Consider the following 18,333-nt stretch of genomic DNA (forward strand, 5'->3'; position numbering starts at 1 on the left):
AAAAAACAGGCAAGTAGTAAAATCTGCTTGCCTGTCTTGAGCGCAAAATTATTGTTGCTTAAGGCCGTATTTTTTGTTGAATCGGTCAACACGTCCGCCTGCTTCAGCAAACTTTTGACGACCAGTATAGAACGGGTGGCACTCAGAGCAAGTTTCAACGCGAATTTCTTTTTTCACTGATCCGCTTTCGAAAGTGTTGCCACATGCGCAAGACACCGTTACTGTTTTATAATTTGGATGAATTCCTGCTTTCATTCTTGTCATCTCCTTCCGCCCTGAATCATTCGAAACAGAGTTATATAAAGTGCCTGTCTAAAAACAAACACCCAATTACTAAAAACACACTGAAGCTATTATAACAGGCGTCCCTGCCATTTGCAAGATGGGACTTTCAGGAACAGCCTGTCTTTTTTTGGGAAAATAAATCCTGTTTACGCCGTAAAAGCTACGAACGGCGCATTTTCAATTCTTCGCCGATCTGATCGAAGAAGTCCTGATTCGATTTTGTCTGGCGCAATTTTTTCAGGAAGCGCTCGGCAAAATCAGGCGAATCGGACATCGACTTGCGGATTGCCCATAGCTTGTCCAGATGATCCTTCGGAATCAACAGCTCTTCCTTACGCGTTCCGGAACGGCGGATATCAAGCGCAGGGAAAATCCGGCGCTCAGCAAGCTGACGATCAAGGTGCAGTTCCATGTTACCGGTGCCTTTGAATTCCTCATAAATGACGTCATCCATCCGCGAGCCGGTGTCGACTAGCGCTGTCGCAAGGATCGTCAAGCTGCCGCCTTCCTCGATATTACGGGCAGCCCCGAAGAACCGCTTCGGACGGTGGAATGCCGCCGGGTCAATACCACCCGAGAGAGTCCGGCCGCTTGGCGGAATCACTAGGTTATAGGCACGCGCCAAACGAGTAATACTATCCATAAGAATCACGACATCCCGCTTATGCTCCACAAGGCGCATCGCCCGGTCCAGCACAAGCTCAGCAACCTTGATATGGTTTTCCGGAACCTCGTCAAACGTGGAGCTGACGACATCGCCAGCAACGGAACGCTCGATGTCGGTTACCTCTTCCGGACGTTCGTCAATCAGCAGCACAATTAATTCGACATCAGGATGGTTGGTGGTAATGCTATTAGCAATCTCCTTCAGCAGCATCGTTTTACCAGCTTTCGGCGGCGCGACAATCAGGCCACGCTGGCCAAAACCGACTGGGGCGACGAGGTCCATAATCCGAGTCGACAACGCCTTTTGACTTGTCTCCAACCGCATCATCCGATTCGGGTATAGCGGGGTCAATGCCGGGAAGTATACGCGTTCCTTTGCCGATTCTGGGTCTTCCCCGTTGACCGCTTCCACGTGCAGCAAACCAAAATAGCGTTCATTTTCCTTTGGCGGACGAACTTTACCTGATACCTTGTCTCCATTTCGCAGATCGAAACGGCGGATTTGCGATGCGGAAATGTAAATATCCTCCGAGCTTGGGGAATAGTTAATTGGCCGCAAGAATCCGAAGCCTTCGGATTGGATGATTTCGAGGACGCCTTCCATGAAGAAATAGCCCTGCTGTTCGGCGCGGGATTTTAAAATCGCAAAAATTAATTCTTTTTTCGTTAATTTGCTGTAGTAGGTCACTTTATATTCGCGCGCAAGCTCGTAAAGCTCCTTCAGCTTCATGTTTTCTAAAATTGAAATTGTTAAGTCCATGTGTACACCACTCTTTTTAATTTTTCCGTCATATCTGTTCGTTTTCACGGCGAGAAATGATTGTTAATATAGTAGATTCGAGGAAATGAAATGGAAGTGAAAAGAAATGAATAGAATAGCAGAAAAAAACAACTAAAACAATTCCTATTTTACCCTCTTTTCAAAAAATTAATCAACCAAATTTTTTATGAACATTTAATTGGAAATTCATTCTGGAAGGAATTGATTGGGAGTTGTTATTTTTTATGTGAGGCATCCTACCAGAGGATGCCCCATGTAAGATCCTTATAGTACCAGGTTTGGCTTCTTTTTCAAACTGTGGCGGCCTTCGATGAAGCGAACAGTTCCAGATTTTGCGCGCATGACAACGGAGTGAGTTGAAGCATACGAACCTTTGAACTGGACGCCGCGTAACAATTCGCCGTCGGTGACGCCTGTTGCGGTAAAGATAGCATCGTCACCCTTGACGAGGTCTTCCATGCGCAGGACACGGCTGACATCCAGTCCCATCTTTTTGCAGCGCTCAAGCTCGGCATCATTTTGCGGCAGAAGTTTTCCGATCAGTTCACCACCCAGGCACTTCAGGGCAACGGCTGAAATAACACCCTCAGGTGCCCCGCCTGAGCCAAACAGAATATCCACACCGGTGTTGTCGAAAGCGGTGTTGATAGCACCGGCCACGTCGCCATCGTTAATCAGCTTAATCCGGGCTCCGGCTTCGCGAATCTGGGCAACGATATGCTCATGGCGCGGACGGTTTAAAACTGTCGCCACGACATCCTCAATGTCCTTGTTTTTCGCCTTTGCGACAGCCCGCAGGTTATCAATCACTGGAGCGTTTATATCAATCAGACCGACGGCTTCAGGCCCAACGGCGATTTTTTCCATATACATATCCGGAGCATGAAGCAGGTTTCCATGGTCGGCTACCGCCAAAACGGCCAGGGCATTCCAGCCCCCAGAGGCTAAAATATTGGTTCCTTCAAGCGGATCCACGGCCACATCGACGCGCGGGCCATAACCCGTTCCAAGCTTTTCACCAATATACAGCATCGGCGCCTCGTCCATTTCTCCCTCGCCAATCACGACAGTGCCTTTCATTGGCACGGTGTCAAATACATCGCGCATCGCAGAAGTTGCGGCACCGTCGGCTTCATCCTTTTTCCCGCGGCCCATCCAGCGCGCGGAAGCCAAGGCTGCTCCTTCGGTAACGCGAACCAGCTCCATCGTTAAACTTCTTTCCATGCTTTCATTCCCCCATTTTTTCTACTTAACTTTTGCTTCACTATGTCACCAATAATAATATAACAGAATTAGGGGATTAGTATAGCATATATATTGTTACGTATTTTTCATTTGTTCGACTTCTTCTTTCGTCAACGCTTCACGCCAAACCGTAGCGCCCAGGCCGTTCAATTTCTCAACAAGATTGCTGTAACCGCGGTCAATATGTTCAAGGCCGGTTACCTCGGTAATCCCTTCAGCCATCAGCCCGGCAATCACAAGTGCCGCGCCGGCCCTTAGGTCGCTGGCCTTCACTTTGGCGCCCTGAAGCTGTACAGGCCCGTTGATGATCGCGGAACGCCCTTCCACCTTAATGTTGGCATTCATGCGGCGAAGCTCATCAATATGCTTAAACCGGGCACCATATATCGTATCGGTAACCACACTCGATCCAGTCGCCCTCGTTAACAGCGACGTAAACGGCTGCTGCAGGTCGGTTGGAAATCCCGGATACACAAGCGTTTTGATATCGACTGTTTTCAGTTTGTCCGTACCGCTGACAAACACTTGGTCATCGCCAGTTTCCACGGTGACGCCCATTTCACGCAGCTTGGCAATCAACGATTCCAAGTGCTGCGGAATGACGTTATCAATCAGTACGCCTTCACCCATGGCAGCCCCGAGAATCAAATATGTTCCCGCTTCAATCCGGTCAGGGATAATCGTGTGGCGGCAGCCATGCAGGCTATCGACACCATCGATCCGGATGACATCGGTTCCGGCACCCTTGATTTTGGCCCCCATATTCGTTAACAGCGTGGCCACATCAATAATTTCCGGTTCCTTGGCGGCATTTTCGATAATCGTCCGGCCTTTGGCGCGAACAGCAGCCAGCATGATATTAATCGTTGCGCCGACACTGACGACGTCAAGGTAAATCCGCGCGCCGCGAAGCTCGTCCGCTCGCAGGTAAATCGCGCCTTGCTCGTTGGTAATTTGCGCACCAAGTGCCTCAAAGCCTTTGATGTGCTGGTCAATTGGCCGCGGGCCCAAGTGGCAGCCACCGGGCAGGCCGATGACCGCTTTTTTGAAGCGGCCAAGCATCGCGCCCATTAAATAATAGGAAGCGCGCAGCTTTTTGACCTTGCCGTTTGGCAGCGGCATTGAAATCATGGTGGACGGGTCGACGGTCATTTCATCGTCAGTAATCGTGACTTTGCCGCCGATTTCCTCCAGCAAGTCCTTCAAAATTTCCACATCTGAGATATTTGGCAATCCTTCAATCGTTACAGGTGATTCAGCTAAAATAGTGGCGGGAATCAGCGCCACTGCGCTATTTTTCGCGCCGCTGATTCGAACGGTTCCCTTTAACGGATAGCCGCCGGCAATTTTAAGTTTTTCCATTTTCGACTCCCTTCTACGCCCTATGAAAACAGGATCGGTTTAATCGATAGGTCGTTGGCGAATTTTTTAAAAAAAATCCGCCCGGCACACGGCAAGTTTTATTATTATAACCAGAATATCGTAATAGGAATATTTTTCCAAAAGATATAGCCAAATTCCGACAGTTTGTCCTATTTTCTAGTTTACACGAAATTATTATTTTCATGTATCCAAATTATAAAAATTTACCTCAAAAATGGAAAAACTTACCTTGCCCTACGCTTCTTTCCGGGAATTCCAGTCCTTTAGGAAGGCCTCGATGCCTTTATCGGTTAATGGATGATTGCACAAGCCCATTAACACCTTGTACGGAATCGTGGCAATGTGGGCGCCGCGTAATGCCGCTTCGGTCACATGGAGCGGATGGCGGATGGACGCCGCAATGATTTCGGTTTCAATGCTATGGACGTCAAAGATTTCTGCAATGGTGGAAATCAGGTCAAGTCCATTTTGGCCAATATCATCAAGACGGCCAAGGAATGGAGATACATAAGTTGCTCCTGCTCTCGCCGCAAGCAATGCTTGGTTGGCGTTGAAAATCAACGTTACGTTTGTTTTAATGCCTTCTTTTGAAAAAGCATGAACGGCCTTCAGGCCATCCGGTGTCATCGGCACTTTTACGGTAATATTTGGGGCAATCGCAGCCAATTCGCGGCCTTCTTTGATCATGCCTTCCGCATCAAGGGCAATGACTTCGGCGCTGACTGATCCTGGGACAAGTGCCGTGATCTCGCGCAAGCGGTCATGGAAAGAGACGCCTTTTTCTTTGGCAACAAGTGTTGGATTGGTCGTAACACCGGCCAATAAACCTAACTCATGCGCTTCGCGGATTTCATCAAGATTCGCTGTATCAATAAAAAACTTCATTGTTCTGCCTCCTGATTCGACTCAATTTTCATTCTATTTTTAACACACTGAAACCGCCCCAATGGTAGGGCGGTTCAATTTTATCACAATTACAAGAAAATACCAAAAGTCCGACACCATTCGTGGTTTTTCACCTTATCAACGGTGCAAAGTCAGCTATTGGTGCCTGACACCAAGCCAAAGCCTGTTTTTACGCTTTGCCTGAAGAACCGAATTCGCGCATTTTGCCAGTAACGGTTTCTTTGATGGCGTCGCGAGCTGGGCCGAGGTATTTGCGTGGATCGTATTCGTTTGGTTTTTCAGCCAATACTTGACGAACGACTTTCGCAGAAGCGATTTGGTTCTCGGTATTAACGTTAATTTTTGCGGTTCCTAAAGAAATTGATCTTTGGATGTCCTTAGTCGGGATACCAGTACCGCCGTGAAGGACTAAAGGAACGCCAGTAAGGTTTCCGATTTCTTCCATTTCCTTGAAGCCAAGGTTTGGTTCACCTTTGTATGGGCCATGAACGGAACCTAATGCAGGAGCAAGTGTATCAATGCCGGTACGTTTGACCAGTTCCACACATTCTTGCGGGTCTGCATAGATTACGCCGTCAGCCACTACATCGTCTTCCTGGCCGCCGACTGTTCCTAATTCCGCCTCGACAGAAACGCCTTTTGAATGAGCATATTCTACCACTTTGGAAGTAATCTCAATATTTTCTTCAAACGGATGGTGTGAAGCGTCAATCATGACGGACGTGAAACCGGCGTCAATCGCTTCTTTACACTTTTCAAAGCTGGAGCCGTGGTCGAGGTGAATCGCCACAGGAACGGTAATATTTAAATCTTCCATTAAGCCCTCAACCATTTTTACAATGGTCTTGAAGCCCGACATGTAACGGCCTGCGCCCTCGGAAACACCAAGAATAACCGGTGATTTTTCCGCTTGTGCAGCCTGAAGAATCGCTTGGGTGAATTCCAGGTTATTGATGTTAAACTGCCCAACAGCGTAGCCTTCCGCTTTCGCTTTTTTCAGCATTTCTGTCATGGAAACTAAAGGCATGAATATTCCTCCTTAAATTTCGGTCAATATCTTTTGGATTTAGGTGCATCATATTCATGATTTCCCATCAATTTACTGAATATGTATCATTTCCAAAAAGATACCGGCCAGTTAAATTTCAATATGTATCATATCAAAATGACGCATGAATTGCCATTAATCCGGCGGAGTTTTGAAAAGTGTCATAATGAAAGCGACACCATTTCCTATGTAAGCGCCGCTATTTTTATGTTTGAAAAAAAGCAGCCCCGATGAGGTTGCTTTTTTTCATAATCCATTCATCTTCAAGAGAGTAAGCTAGTGATCTCCCATTATTAGTTTGTTTTCTGCGGAATGTGTTTGCGGACCGCAGCGCGAATATCGTCAATATCGAACGGCTTGGCAAAATGCGTAATCGCCCCAAGGTCCTTGGCCTCCTGAATCATATCCAGCTCGCCATAAGCCGTCATGATAATCACACGAATATCCGGGTCGATGACCTTCATCCGTTTTAAAATCTCAATTCCATCCATTCCAGGTATTTTCATGTCCAAGAGAACAAGGTCCGGAGCGTGATTTTTCACGATCTCCAGTGCCTGGACGCCATTGGCCGCCTGGAATGTCTTATAGCCCTCTTTTTGAAAAACCTCATTTAGCAAGATTCGAATTCCAAACTGGTCATCCACGATTAATATTTTCTCTTTCTCTTTCATAAATCCACCTCTTCCCTAGGTAATAGACACAAAATATGTATAAAATATGTATAGTTCAATTATAGATTCTACTACCACTAGTAAAACTCCTGCATTTCCCTCGTGTATTTTTTTGGAAATGGCAAGAAGTTTGGCATTTGTTTAAAAAATACTATAATAAGAGCAGCAAACTCGTTGTACAGGGGCCGCACTTGGCTCGAAAGGAGAATTTTCATGTTAAAAATGTTTACGACCCAGCTAACCGGGGTCTTTAAAAAAATTGCCGACCAAGAGGAATTTTCCTTTGAAGACGGTGCCCGCCTGCTCGCCCAGGCTCCCGCCGGCGATGGCTCAATCTACTTATTCGGCACCAACGAAATGAAAGCTGTTGAATTCGAAGCCCTGCACGGGGCCGAACCCTTAAAAAGCGCAAAGATCTTAACAGAAGAGGCACTATCTGAGCTAAGCATAGCGGACCGGGTGCTGCTCCTTTCACGGACGGCCGCTGATGAAGAGGTAGTTAACCTAGCGGCCCGTCTTCAAGAACGAGGAATCCCCTTTGTCGCCGTATCCACGGTGATGAATGAGAGTGCCGGTGGCTTGAACGAGCTGGCTGACGTCCATATCGATTTGCGCCTGACAAAAGGCCTGCTGCCGGATGAGCTGGGAAATCGCTTCGGCTACCCAACGTCGATGGCGGCGTTGTACGCCTACTACGGCTTGAAATTTAACATCGATGAGATATTGGCGGAATATGAATTGTAAGTGGAAACGGCCTTTTTAGCGGGCCGTTTTTTTTTCGCCAATAGAACCTTGATATCCGCCAATAGAGGGCAAAAAAACCAGTCCCACGCATGGAACTGGTCCTAAAAAAACTATTTCTGAACCGATGCCCGTACAAACTCGCGGAATAGCGGTTGCGGACGGGTTGGACGTGAGACGAATTCCGGGTGGAACTGGGAGGCGACGAACCAAGGGTGGTCCTTAAGCTCGATAATCTCGACCAAACGGCCGTCAGGGCTTGTCCCTGAGAACACAAAGCCAGCCTCTTCCATTTCTTGACGGAAGTGATTGTTAAACTCATAACGGTGGCGGTGGCGCTCATAAATCACTTTTTCTTCATAAGCGGCAAAAGCCTTCGTGCCTTCGACCACTCGGCAAGGATAAAGGCCAAGTCTTAGTGTGCCGCCAAGGTCCTCGACATCCTTCTGCTCGGGAAGCAAGTCGATGAACGGATGCTTTGTATCCGGTACAAACTCGGAGGAGTGGGCATCAGCGTAGCCCAATACGTTGCGGGCATACTCAATCGTTGCCAGCTGCATGCCAAGGCAAATGCCAAGGAATGGCTTTTTCGTTTCACGAGCGTAGCGGGTCGCTTCAATTTTCCCTTCAATGCCGCGGTCGCCGAAGCCTCCAGGCACTAGAACTCCATCCACATCATCAAGCAGCTCGGCGACATTTTCTCGAGTCACGCAATCGGAATTGATCCATTTCACTTCAACATCGGCATCAAACGCATAGCCCGCATGCTTCAGCGCCTCAACAACGGAAATATAGGCATCCTGCAGCTCCACATATTTTCCGACCAGCCCAATGCGCACTTTGCCGGAAAGGTTCGTTACCTTTTCAACCAAGGCATTCCACTCGGTCATATCCGGGTCATTTGTCGCCAATTTCAAGTGATCGCAGACGATTTGGTCCATATGCTGCTCCTGAAGCGCAAGTGGAATCGAATAAAGCGTCTCGGCATCACGGCATTCAATGACCGCTTTTTCATCAATATCACAGAACAGGGCAATTTTATCCTTCATATCCTGAGACATCGGCATTTCTGTGCGGACGACGATGATGTTCGGCTGAATCCCGAGGCTGCGCAGTTCTTTGACGCTGTGCTGGGTCGGCTTTGTTTTCATTTCACCGGCCGCTTTAATGTAAGGCACCAGCGTACAATGAATGTACATCACGTTATCGCGTCCAACATCATTTCTAATCTGGCGGATGGCTTCTAAAAATGGCAGCGATTCGATATCGCCGACTGTCCCGCCGATTTCCGTGATGACCACATCGGCATTCGTTTCATTGCCGGCGCGGAAGACGCGGTCTTTAATTTCGTTGGTAATGTGGGGGATGACCTGAACCGTCGCACCCAGGTAATCACCGCGGCGCTCTTTGCGAAGAACGGATGAGTAGATTTTTCCGGTAGTCACGTTGCTGTACTTATTCAGATTAATATCAATAAAACGTTCATAATGGCCCAAGTCCAAATCTGTTTCAGCGCCGTCATCAGTTACGAACACCTCGCCATGCTGGTAAGGGCTCATCGTTCCTGGATCCACGTTAATGTATGGATCGAATTTTTGGATTGTGACGCTCAAGCCGCGATTTTTCAATAATCGTCCCAAGGAAGCGGCGGTAATGCCCTTTCCAAGTGATGAAACGACACCGCCGGTTACGAAAATATACTTTGTCATTGAATACTCCTCCTCAACTATAGATTGTGCATTAATTGGATTGTTAAAGGACTTTTTAAAAAAATTTCACCCAAAATACGAAAAAACTCCATCAAACAGAGTTTTTTTACAAACAAAAAGCGCTCCGCTTACGCAATGTAAGGGAGCGCATATTGGTTAACTACATTCGTTCCTTTTTTAAGGAGCCCAAAAAAGATAATACAAGGGGCGGATAAAAAAGTCAAGCACGCAACTTGATTGACGGCCAGCTTCTTAGGCGGCCAAGGTTAGCGGACGTACCCAATTACAGGTCTTCGTCCTCGTCTTCTTCCAGTTCAAGCTCTTCCTCGACTTCGAGTTCTTCGTCAAGCTCTTCCTCCTCGTCGAGTTCGAATTCCTCATCATCTTCCAACACTTCTTCGTCCTCAAACTCATCGACTTCATCGATTTCATCAAAGACTTCCTCTTCATCATCTAGCAGATCGTCTTCATCGTCGAAATCATCGATGTCATCGAATTCCTCTTCTTCAATCTCATCAAAGTCTTCGATTTCATCCTCGTCGACAACCTTCTTAAGCTTCTTCTTCTTCGGCTTGACCGCGGTCACAACTTCCTCTTCCTGGGTATCAACCGGATACCAAACGCGAAGTCCCCAACGGTTTTCACCCAAAGAAAGGAAACGTCCGTCGACATTTAAATCGGTATAAAATTGAGCCAGACGAGCGCGCATTTCTTTTTCAGAAAGACCGGCAGCAGCCGTAATTTCGCTGACCAATTCACTGAAGGAAATCGGCTGCTTGCTATTTTTCATGTATTCGTAAGCCATTTCGATGAGGGATAACTGTTGTAACTCCTCTTTTGAGTATTGTGCTAAACTCAATTTTGGCACTTCCTTTCTCTATTTAACACTCTATTCTGAGTGATGAACGGGCAATGTATGGATTTGTCCCCAAATTTAAACATATTCTTCATTATAAACAAATTCTTCCGGTTTATGCTAGTTCCAACTGCCGTTTTGCTTGATTTTTTACTTAGGCGGCTTTTCTTCCTGTTCCTTGCTGAGTTTAACCTCCTTAATGGCGATCATCAAGAAGAAAATGGCTAGCAGCAGAAAGGAAACGGCCCCCAATTGCCGCTCGTAAAGATAATATAATGGCCAGGCTGTAATGAGTAAAATAATGATAATCCGACTTGCCTTCACACGTTGACACCTGCCCAACCGTCATCTTGGTAAATACTATCCTGATTATAAAGGATATAGCTTAATATTGGAAAATATTTTTTAATACAAAAGGACCGGGCATTAAAGCCCGGTATCCTTTAAAAATTCCAGCACTAATTAGGTACTATCGCCGTTCTGTTACATATTTCTGCGGTACTGACCGCCGACTTCGTATAAGGCCCTGGTGATCTGCCCGAGGCTGGCGACTTTGACGGTTTCCATCAATTCGGCAAAAATGTTGCCTCCGCTGACGGCCGTTTCCTTCAAACGCTTCAAAGCAGCCGCGGATTCATTCTTGTACGCTTCCTGGAATTCGCGCAAATTGTGAATCTGCAGTTCCTTTTCCTCCGTTGTGGCTCGCGCCAATTCCATGTTGTCGATCTCCTCTAGGGACGGTGGATTCGGATTCAAATACGTGTTAACGCCGATGATTGGAAGCTCGCCCGTATGCTTTTTCATTTCATAATACATCGACTCATCCTGAATTTTGCCGCGCTGATACTGGGTTTCCATCGCACCTAGCACGCCGCCGCGGTCGTTGAGACGGTCAAATTCCTGGAGGACCGCTTCCTCCACAAGGTCGGTCAGCTCCTCGACGATAAACGAACCCTGAAGCGGATTTTCATTTTTCGTCAAGCCATGCTCTTTTGTAATAATCATCTGAATGGCCATCGCCCGGCGCACCGACTCTTCTGTCGGGGTCGTGATCGCCTCGTCATAGGCGTTCGTATGCAGGGAGTTACAGTTATCATGCAGGGCCATCAACGCCTGAAGCGTCGTGCGGATGTCGTTAAAATCAATCTCCTGAGCATGCAGCGAACGTCCGGAGGTCTGGACATGGTACTTCAGCTTTTGGCTGCGTTCGTTGGCACCGTACTTATCGCGCATCACCGTTGCCCAAATCCGGCGGGCAACGCGGCCAATCACGGTATATTCCGGATCGAGTCCGTTCGAGAAGAAGAACGACAGGTTTGGCGCAAAGTCATCAATATGCATGCCGCGGCTCAAGTAATACTCGACATAGGTAAATCCGTTCGACAGCGTAAACGCCAGCTGTGAAATCGGGTTCGCGCCCGCTTCAGCGATATGATAGCCGGAAATCGACACCGAGTAATAATTGCGCACTTGATGGTCAATGAAATATTGCTGAATATCACCCATCATCCTAAGGGCAAATTCTGTTGAAAAAATGCACGTGTTTTGGCCTTGGTCTTCTTTTAAAATATCAGCCTGCACTGTACCGCGGACGGTTTTTAATGTATAGGCTCTGACTTCTGTGAATTCTTCGACTGTCAGGGTACGGCCGAGTTCTTCCTCTTTCCGTTTCACCTGCTGGTCAATCGCCGTGTTCATGAACATCGCCAGAATGATCGGCGCCGGCCCATTGATGGTCATTGAAACCGAAGTCGACGGATGGCAGAGGTCGAAGCCGTCATACAGCTTTTTCATGTCGTCAAGGGTACAAACGCTGACGCCGCTCTCGCCGACTTTTCCATAAATATCCGGCCGGTAATCTGGGTCCTCGCCGTACAAAGTAACCGAGTCAAATGCAGTGCTGAGGCGCTTCGCCGGATCATCCTTCGACAGGTAATGGAAGCGGCGGTTCGTCCGTTCTGGCGTCCCTTCGCCGGCAAACTGCCGTTTCGGGTCCTCGCCTTCGCGCTTGAACGGGAATACCCCGGCTGTGTACGGGAACGAGCCCGGCACGTTTTCGCGGTACACCCATCTTAGGATTTCGCCGTAGTCCTTGTATTTCGGCAGAACCACTTTTGGAATCTTCAAGCCGGATAGGCTGGTTGTTTTTAAAATCGTGATGATTTCCTTGTCGCGGATTCTGGTAATGAATTGGTCGCCTGAGTACGCTTCTCTTGTTTTTTCCCAGTTGTCGAGAATGCGCTTGGACTCCGGCGTCAGCTTCTCCTCCGTTTCTTGCTTGACCGCTTGGAGAGCTTTGACCACTTCTGGCTGGTCCTTGACCGCATCGATTGCTCCTTCGAGCTGGAACAGTTTCCGGGCGATGTTCGCCTGCTCTTCGGCCTTTTTATGATAATTGCGCACCGTTTCGGTGATTTCCCTTAAGTAATAGCGGCGGTCAGTCGGGATAATGACGTTTTGTTTTTCGACTTTGGCCTCTTTGCTGTAGGAAGTTACCCAATCAGTCCCTGCTTTTTCGTTGATTTTTTCGACAAGCGCAGCAAACAACGCGTTTGTGCCAGGGTCATGGAACTGGCTGGCAATCGTGCCATAGACCGGCATCTCGGACGGATCTTTTTCAAACAGCATATGGCTGCGCTGGTACTGTTTCTGCACCTGGCGCTGGGCATCCTCCGAGCCCTTACGTTCAAATTTGTTGATGACAATCAGGTCGGCAAAATCGATCATATCGATTTTTTCAAGCTGAGACGGCGCCCCGAACTCGCTCGTCATGACATAAAGGGAGACATCGCAAATATCGGTAATTCCAGCGTCACCCTGGCCGATTCCAGAGGTTTCGACAATGACAAGTTCAAAGCCGGCGGCTTTCGTAACCGCGACTGCGTCTTTAATGGCTAGCGACAGTTCAGATTTCGACGCCCGTGTGGCGAGGCTGCGCATATACACATTCGGTGAAAAAATGGCATTCATGCGGATGCGGTCACCCAAAAGCGCGCCACCGGTTTTTTGTTTCGTCGGGTCGACCGACAGGATGGCGACTTTCTTGTTCGGGAATTCGTTGATAAAGCGGCGAATCAGTTCGTCCGTGAGGGAGCTTTTTCCCGCCCCGCCCGTTCCGGTAATCCCGATGACTGGAATTTGCTGTTCGAGTGTTTTGACTTTTTCCAGGACTTGCTCAGCTGTTGCGGCTGCTTCGTTTGTCAGGTCAACATGATTTTCCGCCACTGTGATCAGCTTGGCAACCGCATTCGTGTCGCCCGCCGGCAATTTTTCAATGTGGTCAGCGATGGTTTCGGTGGCAACTGTTGAAAAATCGCACTCCTCAATCATCTGGTCAATCATGCCCTGCAGGCCCAAGATGCGGCCGTCTTCCGGTGAGAAAATCCGAGCGATACCGTACTCGTGAAGCTCATTGATTTCGCGTGGGATAATGACACCGCCGCCACCGCCGTAGATCCGGATATGCGGTGCGCCTTTTTCTTTTAGCAAGTCATGCATGTATTTAAAGTATTCCACGTGTCCGCCCTGGTAAGAGGAAATCGCGATCCCCTGAACGTCCTCTTGAATCGCGGCGTTGACGACCTCCTCAACCGAGCGGTTGTGCCCGAGGTGAATGACCTCGGCTCCGCTCGCTTGAAGGATGCGCCGCATGATATTAATCGAAGCATCGTGACCGTCAAACAAACTCGACGCCGTCACAAAGCGAATATGATGCTTCGGCTTGTATTTTCCCGTTGTGCTCATCCATATGGCCCCCTTTGTTTTTTAAAAACCGTGAAGATCCCCATTTTTTAAAAGCGACTATTTCGCCCCTTTGATTCCAAGTCCCTTAAAAATAAATTCCGTTTGCAACTCGATGTATTCGTCCAGCGTGAACAGCTTGCGGAGCGCCCAGCGGCGGAAGCCCCACATTTGGCCCTGGACAAAAATATCGTGAGCGATGATTTTGACCTGTTTTTCCGACAGCGCAAGCTCGCCGTTTTCGATGCATTTATTGAGCAGGTTCTCAAACATCGCTACCATTTCCATTTCCTTTTTCAACACATATGGAAGCGCGTCTTTGGACAATGACTTGACCTCCTGGTACATGACCAGCACTTCCGCCTGCATTTCGTCCATGACATGAAAAAAGTTAGCGATGCCGAGCTTCAAGCTTTCCAGTGTCCCCTCTTTACCATGCAGGTCCTCCTCCAGCCGCTCCTTAACATGATCATATATGCTGTCGCAGACCAGATATAAGACGTCTTCCTTCGTGCGAATGTATTCATATAACGTCCCGATGCTGAACCCGGCCGCTCTCGCAATCTCCCGGGTTGTCGTCCGGTGAAACCCCTTTTCTTTAAAAAGTGCAACCGCCCCTTTGATCATTTGGTCACGCCGCTTTTGCACCAGGCGTTCGTCCTTGACCGAGGCCTGAACCTCCCGCTTTGTCATCCCCTTATCAACCGCCTTACTTGGTTAACATTCTTGAAATAACGAGGCGCTGGATTTCCTGTGTGCCCTCGTAGATTTGTGTGATTTTGGCGTCGCGCATAAACCGCTCAATCGGGTAATCCTTTGTATAGCCGTAGCCGCCAAACACCTGGACCGCTTCCGTAGTCACCTTCATCGCCGTGTCCCCAGCAAACAGTTTCGACATCGCCGACTCTTTTCCGTACGGCAGGCCGTTTGACTCAAGCCACGCAGCTTGGTAGGTTAATAGTCTCGAAGCTTCGATACTGGTGGCCATGTCGGCAAGCTTAAAGCTGATGCCCTGGTTCGCGGCAATCGGTTTGCCAAATTGGTGGCGTTCCTTCGCATAGTCGACAGCAAGGTCAAGCGCTCCTTGTGCAATCCCGACTGCCTGGGCAGCAATTCCGTTTCGGCCGCCATCAAGTGTCATCATCGCAATTTTGAAGCCTTCACCCTCTTCACCAAGGCGGTTTTCAACCGGAACCTTGCAATCTTCAAAAATAATTTCGGTTGTAGGTGACGAACGAATGCCGAGTTTCTTTTCTTTTTTGCCGACAGAGAAGCCCGGGAAGTCTTTTTCCACGATGAATGCCGTTGTGCCGCGCTGCTTGCTGGACGGGTCGGTTAAGGCAAATACGACATAAATGTCGGCCTCGCCGCCGTTGGTGATGAAAATTTTTGAACCGTTCAGGACATAGTGGTCGCCTTCAAGACGGGCTGTTGTCCTCATTCCGCCCGCATCCGAACCGCTGCCTGGTTCAGTTAAGCCATAAGCCCCCATTTTCGAGCCTTCCGCCATCGGACGAAGGTACTTTTGCTTCTGCTCTTCGTTACCGAACTTGTAAACCGGCCAGCCGGCGAGTGACGTATGGGCAGACAGGGTAACCCCGATGGATGAGTCGATGCGGGAAAGCTCCTCAACGGCGATGCAATAGGCAAGATAGTCGCTGCCGATGCCGCCGTACTCCTCTGGCCACGGAATTCCGGTCAGCCCCAGTTCCGCCATTTTGTCAAAAATCTCCCGGTCGAATCGCTCTTCCTCATCGCGCTCCGCTGCAGTCGGGGCAATCTCGTTTAATGCAAAGTCTCTGACCATTTTGCGGATCATTTCATGTTCTTCGGATAGTTTAAAGTACATTTTCGGTGTCCTCCTATTGGAAAATTTGTTGCATTCATCATTCTCACGACAATTTTTAGTAAGTTCACTACAAAACTGGAACGTTTCACGACAAAATTTAGCTCGGTCACTACAAATTTCAAGCATCTCACGACATTTTTTGGTAAATAAAAGGAAATCCAGATGTTAAAGGTGCTTGCTGATCACAATCCGCTGAATCTCGCTCGTGCCCTCATAAATTTCCGTCACCTTGGCATCACGAAAATAGCGCTCAACCGGGTAATCCTCGGTGTAGCCGTAGCCGCCGAACACCTGAATGGCTTCAGTGGCAACCTCCACCGCCGTCCGGGTTGCAAACAGCTTCGCCATCGATGCCTCCATGCCGCATTTCTCCCCGCGCTGGCGCAGGTCGGCGGCGCGATAGACTAATAGTTTCGCAGCTTCGACGCTCGTGGCCATGTCTGCCAGTTTAAATCCGATCCCCTGCTGGGCGGCAATCGGCTTGCCGAACTGGTAACGCTGGTTGGCATATTCGGTTGCCGCCGACAGCGCGGCCTCGGCAATCCCGAGAGCCTGGGCGGCAATCCCGATGCGGCCGACATCAAGGTTGGCCATGGCAATCTTGAAGCCTTCGCCCTCAGCCCCAAGCAGGTTCTCCGCCGGAACGCGCATATCCTCAAACGTAAGCTGCACTGTTCTCGAGCCGTGCAGTCCCATCTTCTTCTCGTCCTTGCCAACCACGAGACCTGGGGTATTTTTTTCAACAATAAACGCTGATACCCCTTTGCTGCCCAGCTCTGGGTTCGTTTTGGCAAACACGATGTAAACGTCCGCCTCGCCGCCGTTGGTGATGAACACCTTTGAGCCGTTGATGACATAATGTTTGCCGTCGCGAACCGCCCGCGATTTCAAACTGGCGGCATCGGACCCGGCGCTCGGCTCAGTGAGGCAAAACGCCCCAAGGTATTCGCCGGAGGCCAGCTTCGGCACATATTTCTGCTTTTGCTCCTCTGTGCCAAAATAAAGAATCGGATTCGTGCCGACTGAGGTATGCACCGACAAAATCACGCCAATCGTCGCGCTGACCCTAGACAGCTCGTTGATCGCGATGATGTAGGAGGTGAAATCCATCTCGGCGCCGCCATATTCCTCCGGCACCGGAATGCCCATCAGCCCGAGCTCCCCCATTTTTCGGAGAATTTCGCGCGGGAACTCGCCGCTTTCCATTTTTTCAATAAATGGGGCAATTTCGCTAGCGGCAAAATCACGCACCATTTTCCGCATCATTTCTTGCTCTTCTGTGAAGTGTAGATTCATGGTGAACTCCCCTTTTGGAGATTGTATAGCGGCCGTACTCATTTCAAAAACCCCTTCCGGATTCAGACTGCGACCTTTACTTGTTCAACCCTGCAAAATCCTATTCGTAAACGTAGAACCCTCTGCCGGTTTTCTTCCCGAGCCAGCCAGCTTTTACATATTTACGCAGCAGTGGGCATGGGCGGTACTTGTCATCGCCAAACCCTTCATGCAACGTTTCCATGATGTAAAGGCAAGTATCCAAGCCAATAAAATCAGCCAGCGTCAGCGGCCCCATTGGATGGTTCATGCCAAGTTTCATGACTTCGTCAATCGCTTCCTTCGTCGCCACACCTTCATACAACGTATAGATAGCTTCATTGATCATTGGCATTAGCACGCGGTTGGAAACGAAGCCTGGGAAATCGTTGACCTCGACTGGTACCTTGCTTAACGTTTTGGTCATATCCTCAATCACTTGGTAAACCTCGTCAGCCGTCGCCAATCCACGAATGATTTCCACCAGCTTCATCACCGGCACCGGATTCATGAAGTGCATGCCGATCACCTTTTCCGGACGCTTTGTGGCCGCAGCAATTTCCGTGATTGGCAGCGATGATGTGTTGCTCGCTAGTATCGCGTGTGGTGGGGCAATTTCGTCAAGCTGGCCAAATATTTTCGTTTTGATTTCCATATTTTCAACCGCCGCTTCGATGACGAGGTCAACCCCGGCTGCGTCTTGCAAATCGGTTGAAGGGGTCAAACGTCCTAACACTTCCTGCTTCTGTTCCTCCGTCATCCGTCCTTTATCGACGTTGCGCGCAAGGTTTTTGTTAATCACCCCAAGGCCGCGCTCAACATATTCCGGTTTTAAATCATTTAACACCACGGTATACCCCGCCTGGGCGCACACCTGAGCTATCCCCGAGCCCATTTGCCCCGCACCGATTACCATTACCTTCTCAACCTTCATGATTTCCCCTCCGTTTTAAAGCATTTATTTTTAAAAAATTACTCATCCGACAATTGGGCTGTCCTATACGACAGTTACACCGCTTTATACGACAGTTGGACGCCGTCATACGACAGTAACCCCCTCCTATGCAACAGTTGGACGCCGCTATGCGACAGTAACCCCCTCCTATGCAACAGTTGGACGCCGCTATGCGACAGTAAC

Annotated in this window: 16 protein-coding genes; 1 reads left to right on the forward strand and 15 read right to left on the reverse strand. The window is 48.9% G+C overall.

Translation table 11 applies throughout. The features are described from left to right. Window positions 1-48: 48 nt before the first annotated feature. From rpmE to M3234_RS03690, 7 genes are all read right to left on the reverse strand, one after another. On the reverse strand, window positions 49-255 hold the full coding sequence (gene rpmE, locus M3234_RS03660) for a 50S ribosomal protein L31 (RefSeq protein WP_262303369.1): 207 nt from the start codon (window positions 253-255) through the stop codon (window positions 49-51). Window positions 256-445: 190 nt separating this feature from the next. Continuing rightward, window positions 446-1,711, reverse strand: coding sequence for a transcription termination factor Rho (rho, locus tag M3234_RS03665; RefSeq protein WP_066310105.1), 1,266 nt, complete (start codon window positions 1,709-1,711; stop codon window positions 446-448). A gap of 285 nt (window positions 1,712-1,996) precedes the next feature. Continuing rightward, the gene (glpX, locus tag M3234_RS03670) at window positions 1,997-2,956 is read right to left on the reverse strand and encodes a class II fructose-bisphosphatase (protein ID WP_262303370.1); all 960 of its coding nucleotides are present in this window, start codon (window positions 2,954-2,956) and stop codon (window positions 1,997-1,999) included. Window positions 2,957-3,052: 96 nt separating this feature from the next. Continuing rightward, on the reverse strand, window positions 3,053-4,339 hold the full coding sequence (locus tag M3234_RS03675; protein WP_262303371.1) for a UDP-N-acetylglucosamine 1-carboxyvinyltransferase: 1,287 nt from the start codon (window positions 4,337-4,339) through the stop codon (window positions 3,053-3,055). Window positions 4,340-4,594: 255 nt separating this feature from the next. Then, the gene (gene fsa / locus M3234_RS03680) at window positions 4,595-5,245 is read right to left on the reverse strand and encodes a fructose-6-phosphate aldolase (protein WP_262303372.1); all 651 of its coding nucleotides are present in this window, start codon (window positions 5,243-5,245) and stop codon (window positions 4,595-4,597) included. 190 nt (window positions 5,246-5,435) lie between these two features. Further along, window positions 5,436-6,293 (reverse strand): class II fructose-bisphosphate aldolase, encoded by an 858-nt coding sequence (locus M3234_RS03685; protein ID WP_262303373.1) that lies wholly within the window; start codon window positions 6,291-6,293, stop codon window positions 5,436-5,438. A gap of 314 nt (window positions 6,294-6,607) precedes the next feature. After that, window positions 6,608-6,985: a response regulator gene (locus M3234_RS03690; protein WP_066310127.1), complete on the reverse strand. Its 378-nt coding sequence runs from the start codon at window positions 6,983-6,985 to the stop codon at window positions 6,608-6,610. 213 nt (window positions 6,986-7,198) lie between these two features. Between M3234_RS03690 and M3234_RS03695 the strand changes: the two genes are divergently transcribed. After that, window positions 7,199-7,729, forward strand: coding sequence for a DUF2529 domain-containing protein (locus M3234_RS03695; protein WP_262303572.1), 531 nt, complete (start codon window positions 7,199-7,201; stop codon window positions 7,727-7,729). Window positions 7,730-7,839: 110 nt separating this feature from the next. On the opposite strand, the gene M3234_RS03700 is transcribed toward M3234_RS03695, so the two are convergent. The 8 genes from M3234_RS03700 to M3234_RS03735 all read right to left on the reverse strand — a co-directional run bounded on the left by M3234_RS03700 (window position 7,840) and on the right by M3234_RS03735 (window position 18,129). Then, window positions 7,840-9,435 (reverse strand): CTP synthase, encoded by a 1,596-nt coding sequence (locus tag M3234_RS03700; RefSeq protein ID WP_262303374.1) that lies wholly within the window; start codon window positions 9,433-9,435, stop codon window positions 7,840-7,842. A gap of 283 nt (window positions 9,436-9,718) precedes the next feature. Further along, window positions 9,719-10,294, reverse strand: coding sequence for a DNA-directed RNA polymerase subunit delta (gene rpoE, locus M3234_RS03705; RefSeq protein ID WP_262303375.1), 576 nt, complete (start codon window positions 10,292-10,294; stop codon window positions 9,719-9,721). A 147-nt stretch (window positions 10,295-10,441) separates the two neighbouring features. Continuing rightward, a complete protein-coding gene (locus tag M3234_RS03710; protein ID WP_262303376.1) occupies window positions 10,442-10,615 on the reverse strand; it encodes a hypothetical protein in 174 nt (57 codons plus the stop codon). Between the two features lie 159 nt (window positions 10,616-10,774). Next, the gene (gene icmF, locus M3234_RS03715; RefSeq protein ID WP_262303377.1) at window positions 10,775-14,035 is read right to left on the reverse strand and encodes a fused isobutyryl-CoA mutase/GTPase IcmF; all 3,261 of its coding nucleotides are present in this window, start codon (window positions 14,033-14,035) and stop codon (window positions 10,775-10,777) included. 57 nt (window positions 14,036-14,092) lie between these two features. Further along, window positions 14,093-14,725, reverse strand: coding sequence for a TetR/AcrR family transcriptional regulator (locus tag M3234_RS03720; protein ID WP_262303378.1), 633 nt, complete (start codon window positions 14,723-14,725; stop codon window positions 14,093-14,095). 16 nt (window positions 14,726-14,741) lie between these two features. After that, window positions 14,742-15,881 (reverse strand): acyl-CoA dehydrogenase, encoded by a 1,140-nt coding sequence (locus tag M3234_RS03725; protein ID WP_262303379.1) that lies wholly within the window; start codon window positions 15,879-15,881, stop codon window positions 14,742-14,744. 165 nt (window positions 15,882-16,046) lie between these two features. Continuing rightward, on the reverse strand, window positions 16,047-17,177 hold the full coding sequence (locus tag M3234_RS03730; RefSeq protein WP_262303573.1) for an acyl-CoA dehydrogenase: 1,131 nt from the start codon (window positions 17,175-17,177) through the stop codon (window positions 16,047-16,049). A 100-nt stretch (window positions 17,178-17,277) separates the two neighbouring features. After that, window positions 17,278-18,129 carry a 3-hydroxybutyryl-CoA dehydrogenase gene (locus M3234_RS03735; RefSeq protein WP_066310155.1) on the reverse strand — a complete coding sequence of 284 codons (852 nt, stop codon included), beginning with the start codon at window positions 18,127-18,129 and terminating at the stop codon, window positions 17,278-17,280. Between the last annotated feature and the right edge of the window lie 204 nt (window positions 18,130-18,333).

This window comes from Neobacillus niacini (assembly GCF_023715785.1).
GTDB classification, from domain to species: domain Bacteria; phylum Bacillota; class Bacilli; order Bacillales; family Cytobacillaceae; genus Neobacillus; species Neobacillus niacini_E.